This is a genomic window from Arthrobacter sp. P1_D12, from assembly GCF_056406175.1.
Genome location: NZ_JBFUAR010000046.1, coordinates 1 through 5,822, shown reverse-complemented (window position 1 = coordinate 5,822; position 5,822 = coordinate 1). Strand labels below are relative to the sequence as shown.

Sequence of the window (5,822 nt, the reverse complement as noted above, 5' to 3'; positions counted from 1 at the left end):
ACGGAGTCCGCGATCCGGCGGAACTCGGCGAAGTCGAGCTGCCGGGCGTACGCGGACCAGCCGGCCACGATCAGCGCCGGCTTGTGCTCCAGGGCCAGGCGCTCGACCTCGGCCATGTCGATCCGGTGGTCCTCTTCACGGACCTGGTACGGAATGACGTTATACAGCCGGCCGGAGAAGTTGATCTTCATCCCGTGGGTCAGGTGGCCGCCGTGGGCCAGGTTCAGGCCCATGATGGTGTCCCCGGGCCGGATCAGGGCGTGCATCACCGAGGCGTTGGCCTGCGCGCCGGAGTGCGGCTGGACGTTCGCGTACCCGGCGCCGAACAGGGCCTTGACCCGGTCGATCGCGAGCTGCTCGATCACGTCAACGTGCTCACAGCCGCCGTAGTAACGCTTGCCCGGGTAACCCTCGGCGTACTTGTTCGTCAGCACCGAACCCTGCGCCTGCATCACAGCCCAGGCCGTGTGGTTCTCCGAAGCGATCATCTCCAACCCGTCACGTTGCCGGCTCAGTTCGGCGTCGATCGTCGCGGCGATCTCCGGATCCAGCACGGACAGGTCCGCATCCAGGCTCGCCGACACGACCTGCTCAAACGCGACGGTGCTTGTGCCTGCGGTCGCGGTTACCGCGCTCACAGTTCGCCACCGTTCTTGGACGCGTACTCCTGGGCCGAGAGCAGCGGGCCGTCCGATTCGGCGGCCACTTTGAAGAGCCAGCCGGCGCCGTACGGATCGCTGTTGATCAGAGAAGGGTCATCGACAACGGCGTCGTTGACCTCGGTGACCTCACCCGTCACCGGTGCGTAGAGGTCCGAGACCGACTTGGTCGACTCAACCTCACCGCAGGTCTCCCCCGCAGTCACCGTCGACCCGACCTCGGGCAGGTCCACGTAAACGATGTCGCCCAGGGCGTCGGTGGCGACGGCGGAGATGCCGATGGACACAACGTTCCCGGCCTCCCGCGCAACCCACTCATGCTCAGCCGAATACTTCAGTTCAGCAACCACTTTGCTCATCTCAATTCCATCTTTCTTCTAGTTCGTAAAGCTTGTTTGTCCCGGTCCCTTCGGACCAAAGACGACTCGACAGGACTTACTTTTGACGCTTGTAGAACGGCAGCGCGACCACTTCGAACGGTTCCGCCTTGCCGCGCAGGTCAACGTCGACGATCGTGCCCAGTTCTGAGTGCTCGACGTCGACGTACGCCATGGCGACCGGGTAACCGAGCGTCGGGCTCGGCTGACCCGAAGTCACCTCGCCGATGAGCGATCCGTTCTTGAGGACGGAGTAGTGGGCCCGCGCTGCCCGACGGCCCGTGCCCTTGAGTCCCACGAGTTTTGGGCCGATGGACGATCCGACGCCGGCAGCCTTGATCGCCGTCAGCGCCTCCTTGCCCACAAAGTCACTTTCCTTCGCGAGCGAGACAACCGGGCCCAGTCCGGCGGCGTAGGCGTTGACGTAGCGGGAGAGCTCGTTGCCGTAGAGCGGCATGCCGGCTTCGAGGCGCAGGGAGTCGCGGGACGCGAGGCCGGCCGGGATGAGGCCGTATCGTTCGCCCGCATCCAGCAGTGCTTCCCAGAGACCTGCCGCATCCTCGTTCGGGATGTAGATCTCGAAGCCGTCCTCGCCGGTGTAGCCGGTGCGGGCGAGGAGCAGATCTTGTCCGTTGATCTGGACCTCAACCGCAGCGTAGTACTTCAGTTCGGTGACCAGGACGTGCTGCTCCGCTGGGACAAGGGTCAGCAGAATGGCTTCTGCATTGGGGCCCTGGACGGCGATCAGCGAGGTCTCGGCGGAGGCGTCCTGGACGGTGACGTCGAACCCGCCTTCCTTTCCGGAACCGGCCCGCTCAGCGAGGGCCGCGGCGACTACCTTGGCGTTGCCCGCGTTGGGTACCACCAGGAACTTCTGTTCGCCACGGCGGTAGGTGATGAGGTCGTCGATGATGCCGCCGTCGGGGTTGCAGATCAGCGAGTACTTTGCTTTGCCAACGGCGACCGCCGACAGCTTCCCGACCAGGGCGTAGTCGAGGAACGCGGCCGCGTCCTGGCCAGTGACCCAGACTTCGCCCATGTGGGAGAGGTCGAACAGGCCCGCGGCGTTGCGGACAGCGTGGTGCTCTGCGAGTTCCGATTCGTATTTAAGGGGCATCTGCCAACCGCCGAAGTCCGTGAAGGAGGCGCCGGCTTTTTTGTGCTGCTCGTAAAGAGCGGTGTAGTTCTCAGTCATTGAGTCAGTCCTTAGTTAGCGGAGTCGTCGGAGTGGTCCTCGAACGCTGCTGTGCTTTCCTCGAAGTCTTCGAGGGGTGGGCAGGAGCAGACCAGGTTGCGGTCCCCGGCAGCGCCGTCGATGCGTCCGACCGGCGGGAAGTACTTGTCCTGCTTCAGGTGAAGGACCGGAAACGCCGCCTGCTCACGCGGGTACCCGCGGTCCCAATCAGAGCTAACGACGGCGGCAGCCGTGTGGGGTGCGTTGCGCAGCGGCGAGTTCTCCACAGTGAAGTCGCCGTTGACGACCTGGTCGATTTCCTGGCGGATGGTGATCATCGCCTCGACGAAGCGGTCAATCTCCGCAAGGTCCTCGGATTCGGTGGGCTCCACCATGAGGGTGCCCGCCACGGGGAAGGACAGCGTGGGGGCGTGGAAGCCGAAGTCGATCAGGCGCTTGGCCACGTCCTCGGCCGTCACTCCAGAGCGGGCGGTCAGTTCACGCAAATCCAGGATGCACTCGTGGGCCACCAGGCCACCCGCGCCCATGTAGAGCACCGGGAAGTGCTCATCCAGCCGGGACGCAACGTAGTTGGCTGCGAGCAGGGCCGACTTGGTCGCCTCGGTGAGGCCCCTGCCGCCCATGAGCTTCACGTACGCCCAGGAGATCGGCAGCACACCTGCAGATCCGTAGCGGGAGGCAGAGATGGCAACGCCAGTCCCCTCAGAGTCATTGTTCGCGTCCCCCGGCATGAAGGGGGCGAGGTGGGCCTTGGCCGCGACCGGGCCGACGCCGGGTCCGCCGCCGCCGTGCGGGATGCAGAAGGTCTTGTGCAGGTTCAGGTGCGAGACGTCGCCGCCGAACATGCCCGGCTGGGCCAGCCCGACGAGGGCGTTGAGGTTGGCGCCGTCGATGTAGACCTGGCCGCCGGCGGCGTGGATCGCGTCGCAGACCTCGCGGACATCGGCGTCGTACACCCCGTGGGTGGACGGGTAGGTGATCATGATGCAGGACAGCGCGTCCTTGTTCGCCTCGATCTTCGCGGTCAAATCCGCGTGGTCGATCGTGCCGTCCGAAGCCGTGGCCACCACCACTACCTTCATGCCGGCGAGCACCGCGGAGGCGGCGTTCGTGCCGTGCGCGGAGGCCGGGATCAGGCAGACGGTGCGCTGCGCGTCCCCGCGGGAGTGGTGGTAGCCGCGGATCGCCAGCAGGCCCGCGAGCTCGCCCTGGGAGCCGGCGTTCGGCTGGATGGAGACCTGGTCGTAGCCGGTGATCTCGGTCAGCTGGGCTTCGAGGTCCTCGATCAGTTCACGCCAGCCCGCGGTCTGGGATTCCGGGGCGAAGGGGTGGATGGAGGCGAACTCCGGCCAGGAGATGGCTTCCATCTCGGCCGTGGCGTTCAGCTTCATGGTGCACGACCCCAGCGGGATCATGGTGCGGTCCAGGGCCAGGTCACGGTCCGAGAGGCGGCGGATGTAGCGCAGCAGCTGGGTCTCGGAACGGTGCGTGTTAAAGACCGGATGCTGCAGGAAGACAGACGAGCGCAGCACAGACTCTGGCAGTTCAAGACCCTTGGCCTCACCGACCGGACCAGCGCCAAAGGCGACGGCAACGGCGGCGACGACTTCCGGCGTCGTGGTTTCATCAACGGAGACACCCACCGTGTCGGCGTCGATCACGCGCAGGTTGATGCCGCGGGCCTCGGCCGCTGCGATGACCTTGGCGGCCTTGCCGGGGACCCGGACCGTGACGGTGTCGAAGAAGGACTCGGAAACCAACTCGCGGCCGGCGGCCTTAAGCGACGCTGCCAGGGTGCGGGCGTTGTGGTGGACGGCCTCGGCGATCGCCTTCAGCCCGTCGGGGCCGTGATAGACGGCGTACATCGAGGAGACGATGGCCAGCAGCGCCTGGGCGGTGCAGATGTTGGACGTGGCCTTCTCACGGCGGATGTGCTGCTCGCGGGTCTGCAGGGCCAGGCGGTACGCGGGGACGCCGGCATTGTCCTTGGAGACACCCACGAGGCGGCCAGGAAGCGTGCGTTCCATGCCCTCACGCACCGCCATGTAGGCGGCGTGCGGGCCGCCGAAGAACAGGGGCACGCCGAAGCGCTGCGTGGAGCCGACGGCGATGTCCGCCCCCTGCTCGCCTGGAGGGGTGATCAGGGTCAGGGCAAGCAGATCCGCCGCCACGGTGACAAGTGCGCCGCGTTCTTTAGCCTCCGCGATCACGGCGGACTGGTCCCACACCCGGCCGGAGACGCCCGGCTGCTGCAGGACGACGCCGTTGATGACGCCCTCGGGCAGGCCCTTGGAGAGGTCGGCGACCTCGACCTCGAAGCCGAGGGCTTCGGCGCGGCCCTTGACGATCGCGATGGTCTGCGGCAGCACATCGGCATCGAGGACGGTCTTGGCCCCGGCAGCGGACTTGTTTTTGTTGGCCCGGCGCATGAGGAGCACCGCCTCGGCGACGGCAGTGGCCTCGTCGAGGAGGGACGCATTCGCAACCGGCAGAGCGGTGAGGTCCTGGACCATGGTCTGGTAGTTCAGCAGCGCCTCGAGGCGCCCCTGGGAGATTTCCGGCTGGTACGGGGTGTAGGCGGTGTACCAGGCCGGGGCTTCGAGGATGTTGCGGCGGATCACCGGCGGGGTGTGCGTGCCGTAGTAGCCCTGGCCGATCATCTGCACGGCCGTCTTGTTCTTGGACGCCAGGCGGCGCAGCTCCGCCAGCACCTCGACCTCGCTCAATGCGCTGTCCAGGCTGAGCGGGCTTTGCTGGCGGATGGAGTCGGGCACGGCGGTGTCCACCAGGCCGTCAACGCTGTCATAGCCGATCGCCTTGAGCATGGCGTCGATGTCGGCCTGGCGGCGCGCGCCGATGTGCCGGTCAACGAAGGCAGAGGGATTGGACTGAACGGTCATAGGAACTCCAGGGTCTGGCCGGCCCGCAGGACACGGCTATGGATCGGGTCCCTCCCCGCTCTGTCGTGGACCTGAGAGATTCCGCAGACAGGGTCTGCTTGCACCGTCGGTGAGCTTGCCCTTCATGGTGAAGAGCGAGCTGCTTTCCAGAGTTGCCTCGCCGCGGCGGTACGTGGGCCTGAGAGATTCCCGGGGAGGATTTGCTCCTACGGCGCCCGCATCATTTGCTTGCGGGACTCTCCCGCCGCAGATCAAAAGCGTGTCGCTTACGCCGTGACCGGGGTCACAGCGGTGTTGTCATTCATTATCCGGCAGGGCCTGAACGGCCGGCTACAACAACCTGCTTAATTTTGTCGATGTCCTTTATTCATATGTATGAAAGCCGCTCCGCCGCGCGGACTTTATACGAATGTCTATACTCGCTGACAAGACCGCATCGTTCGTGCGTAGACGGGACCGCGGCCAAGCCCTGACTATGAAATTGCCCGAAAACACCGCCCCCCCTGGCCCAGAAGGAGCTCTACTGTGACACTGGCACCAGGAGGCCGGAAGATGCTGCGCATTGAGCAGCGAAACGCGGCCACACCGGTGGAACGGAAGCCGGAATGGATCAAGGCCAAGGTCCAGATGGGCCCGGAGTTCGTCCAGCTCAAAAACCTCGTCAAGAAGGAGGGCCTCCACACGGTGTGTG

4 protein-coding genes, 1 pseudogene and 1 riboswitch are annotated in these 5,822 nt (G+C 65.6%); of the genes and pseudogenes, 1 reads left to right on the top strand and 4 read right to left on the bottom strand.

The features are described 5' to 3' along the window. The 4 genes from AC1DZV_RS21690 to gcvP form a co-directional block, all read right to left on the bottom strand. Positions 1-638, bottom strand: a 638-nt coding sequence (locus tag AC1DZV_RS21690) for a PLP-dependent aminotransferase family protein (RefSeq protein ID WP_476954559.1), incomplete at its 3' end; no start/stop codon positions are given. Then, complete coding sequence (gcvH, locus tag AC1DZV_RS21685; protein WP_476952324.1) at positions 635-1,018, bottom strand: glycine cleavage system protein GcvH; 384 nt, start codon at positions 1,016-1,018, stop codon at positions 635-637. The genes AC1DZV_RS21690 and gcvH, both read right to left, overlap by 4 nt. 76 nt (positions 1,019-1,094) lie before the next feature. After that, positions 1,095-2,231 (bottom strand): glycine cleavage system aminomethyltransferase GcvT, encoded by a 1,137-nt coding sequence (gcvT, locus tag AC1DZV_RS21680; protein WP_476954558.1) that lies wholly within the window; start codon positions 2,229-2,231, stop codon positions 1,095-1,097. A gap of 11 nt (positions 2,232-2,242) precedes the next feature. Beyond that, entirely contained in the window at positions 2,243-5,131 is a 2,889-nt protein-coding gene (gene gcvP, locus AC1DZV_RS21675) for an aminomethyl-transferring glycine dehydrogenase (protein WP_476952326.1), read from the bottom strand. Between the two features lie 156 nt (positions 5,132-5,287). Then, positions 5,288-5,385: riboswitch (glycine riboswitch) on the bottom strand. Positions 5,386-5,656: 271 nt separating this feature from the next. On the opposite strand from gcvP, the pseudogene AC1DZV_RS21670 reads away from it, so the two are divergent. Continuing rightward, positions 5,657-5,822, top strand: a pseudogene (locus AC1DZV_RS21670) (lipoyl synthase); the annotation flags it as partial.

Bases quoted from the DNA above. Each gene is read 5' to 3' on its own strand.
- gcvH (WP_476952324.1), bottom strand. From the start codon at position 1,018: ATGAGCAAAGTGGTTGCTGAACTGAAGTATTCGGCTGAGCATGAGTGG.
- gcvT (WP_476954558.1), bottom strand. From the start codon at position 2,231: ATGACTGAGAACTACACCGCTCTTTACGAGCAGCACAAAAAAGCCGGC.
- gcvP (WP_476952326.1), bottom strand. From the start codon at position 5,131: ATGACCGTTCAGTCCAATCCCTCTGCCTTCGTTGACCGGCACATCGGC.